Source organism: Haliscomenobacter sp. (assembly GCF_033763495.1).
In the GTDB taxonomy this organism is placed as follows: Bacteria; Bacteroidota; Bacteroidia; order Chitinophagales; family Saprospiraceae; genus Haliscomenobacter.
On sequence record NZ_JANRKL010000171.1, the window covers coordinates 1 to 3,110 of the forward strand.

The following is a 3,110-nucleotide window of genomic DNA, read 5'->3' on the forward strand; positions in this document are numbered from 1 at the left end:
ACAATCACAACCGCCAATAACCATGAAGGATACGGTAATTTTTGATCTGATTCATGATGAGTTGGATCGCCAGCGGAAAGGCATTGAGCTAATTGCCTCCGAAAACTTCACCAGCCAGGCTGTGCTGGATGCAATGGGCACTTGCTTGACCAACAAGTATGCCGAAGGTTACCCCGGCAAACGCTATTACGGCGGTTGTGAAGTGGTGGACAAAATTGAACAAATTGCCATTGATCGTTTGTGCAGTTTGTTTGGTGCCGAATACGCCAACGTGCAGCCACATTCTGGTGCACAAGCCAACGCAGCGGTATTTTTGGCTTGTTTGAGCCCCGGCGATCGGGTTCTTGGTTTTAACCTCGCACATGGTGGCCACCTTTCGCACGGCTCTCCGGTCAATTATTCCGGGAAGGTGTATGAAGCTCATTTTTATGGCGTTGAGCAGGAAACGGGCTTGATCGATATGGACAAAGTAGAAGCTACCGCCCTGGAAGTACAACCTAAACTGATTGTTTGTGGGGCCTCTGCTTATGCCCGGGATTGGGATTATGCCCGTTTCCGCGCCATTGCCGATAAGGTAGGAGCTTTGTTGCTAGCTGATATTGCACACCCTGCTGGTCTGATTGCGGCAGGTTTGTTGAATAACCCCATGGCTCATTGCCACATCGTAACATCCACTACCCACAAAACCCTGCGTGGCCCACGTGGCGGGATCATTATGATGGGTAAAAACTTTGATAACCCCTGGGGGCGCACAACCCAAAAGGGTGAAAAAATCAAAATGTCGGCCATCCTGAATAGTGGGGTATTCCCAGGTATGCAAGGCGGCCCACTGGAGCACGTCATTGCGGCCAAAGCCATTGCTTTTCAGGAGGCACTCCAACCAGAATTTAAAGAATATGGCCAACAAGTGATGAAAAATGCGCAGGCTATGGCAGCTGCCTTTGTTCAAAAAGGCTACAAAGTCATTTCCGGAGGCACTGACAACCACTTGATGCTACTTGACTTGCGTTCTAAAAACGTAACGGGTAAAGATGCCGAAAACGCCCTGGTTCGTGCTGACATCACGGTGAACAAAAACATGGTACCCTTTGATACCCAATCGCCAATGGTAACCTCTGGAATTCGGGTAGGTACTGCTGCCATTACGACTCGTGGCTTCAAAGAAGCGGATTGTCTGAAAGTCATCGATTGGATCGATGCCATTTTGACCGATTATAAAAACGAAGCACTCATTCTTGCTACCCGCAATGAGATCAATGCTTACATGGAAAATTTCCCATTGTATGCTGAGCAAGGTGTGATTGCCTAATATTCGTTTTGGAGAATTGAATGAGCACTTCAATTCCTCAAGCGGCACTTCGGCTTCGCTCAGTGACCGCTTGAGGAATTGAAGTACTCATTCAATCCTCCAAAACCCTGAACCCAAAAAACATGCTAAAAATAGCCATCCTTACTGGAGGCAATGTTGCCGAGCGCAGTGTCTCCCTCAAAAGTGCTCAAACGGTATTCAAACACCTTGATGATCAGAAGTACGAAAAGTACGTGATCGAGTTAAATGGAACCGTATTTAGCGAGCAGCAGACAGGAGCGGTAGTCAATCTGAATGACTTCAGCTTGCCTACTCCAAATGGACCCATCAAATTTGATTTGGTGTATCAAATGTTGCACGGGCACCCGGCTGAAGATGGTTGTTTGCAGGGCTATTTCGAGGTATTGGGGATTCCCTACACGGGTTGTGATGTGATGGCCAGCGCCATTACCTTCAACAAACAAGCTTGTAAGGATTTTTTGCGCAGCCACAATATCCCCATGGCGCCCTCCAAAGTATTGCGCAAAGGTGAGGCCATCAATTGGACTGAACTGGAGGCGATGGGTATCCCGGTTTTTGTGAAACCCAATAAAAATGGCAGCAGCTACGGTGCTTCTAAGGTGAGTGCACCCGATCAATTGGCTGGAGCCATTGACCACGCCTTTGTATACGACGACGAGGTTGTGGTGGAAGGTTTTTTGAAGGGAAATGAATTTTCCAATGGCGTATTGCGCCGTGACGGTGAAGTTGTGGTGTTGCCCATCACCGAAATTGTACCCCACAACGAGTTTTTTGACTTCAAAGCCAAATACGAAAACCAAAGCCAGGAGATCACGCCAGCCCGGCTTTCCGCAGAACAAACTGCATTGGTACAAAGCCAAACCAAATTGATTTACGAAGCCCTGGGGTGTCGGGGCATCTGTCGTTTTGATTACATCCAGGTGGGCGGGACCTTCTTTTTCCTGGAAGCCAATACGATCCCGGGTATGTCCGAACAGAGTATCGTGCCCCAACAGGCGCGGGCGTTTGGGTGGAGTATCACGGAGTTGTTGGATGCGGCGGTGAATGAGGCGCTGGATAAGCAGAAGATGAAAATGGGAGCATGATATTTCATCGCAACCTTTGATCCATTCACAGAGACGATAAAGCAATGGAAAAAGTAAAGAAATACCAGAAAATCATCTTGCAGGTATTGGAAGAGTATGCCAATATTAAGTCTCCGTTCATGCCTGAAGTTGAGAACCTCATCATTGCCGATACCAAAAAACACCACTATCAGCTGGTACGTATGGGCTGGTACAAAGACCGACACGTACATTATACCGTATTCCATTTTGATATTTTAGATAATAAGGTCTGGATTCAAGAGAATCGGACTGATGTGAAAATTGACGAAGAGTTGATAGAGGCTGGGGTAGCAGCTAAGGATATTTGTTCGGGAATGGAACATCCAGCTATGCGGAGATTGGTGGAAGGGGTGAGGGCCTAGGTAATTGAAATTAGTTGTTTTAATTTTAACATAAAGTTGTTTAAAATATAGCTTTAAATAAAAAAAACGTAAACTTTTACTTAAAAAAATCCCAAATAATGAAAAAACAGTTGTTCTTTTTCCAAAGTTAAGGCATTTAGATCAAAAAAACAATTGATTAAACATCCACAAAAACCAACCTACCAATAAGAAAGCCCCCCGCAGTGCACTGCGGGAGGCTCCTCGATAACACTATCATTCAAGAATCAAAAATTACTTCGTGGTTTGAATACGGTTAAGCACCAATTGTGCTTTGATCAAAAAGTCACTATG

General features: G+C 46.0%; 3 protein-coding genes. All 3 read left to right on the forward strand.

The window, feature by feature from the left end; all coding sequences use genetic code 11:
* Nucleotides 1-22: 22 nt before the first annotated feature.
* The 3 genes from glyA to SFV55_RS18465 all read left to right on the forward strand — a co-directional run bounded on the left by glyA (nt 23) and on the right by SFV55_RS18465 (nt 2,798).
* On the forward strand, nt 23-1,309 hold the full coding sequence (glyA, locus tag SFV55_RS18455; RefSeq protein WP_320031015.1) for a serine hydroxymethyltransferase: 1,287 nt from the start codon (nt 23-25) through the stop codon (nt 1,307-1,309).
* A gap of 122 nt (nt 1,310-1,431) precedes the next feature.
* Nucleotides 1,432-2,415: a D-alanine--D-alanine ligase gene (locus SFV55_RS18460; RefSeq protein ID WP_320031013.1), complete on the forward strand. Its 984-nt coding sequence runs from the start codon at nt 1,432-1,434 to the stop codon at nt 2,413-2,415.
* Nucleotides 2,416-2,459: 44 nt separating this feature from the next.
* Nucleotides 2,460-2,798: a XisI protein gene (locus SFV55_RS18465; RefSeq protein ID WP_320031014.1), complete on the forward strand. Its 339-nt coding sequence runs from the start codon at nt 2,460-2,462 to the stop codon at nt 2,796-2,798.
* Nucleotides 2,799-3,110: the final 312 nt, after the last annotated feature.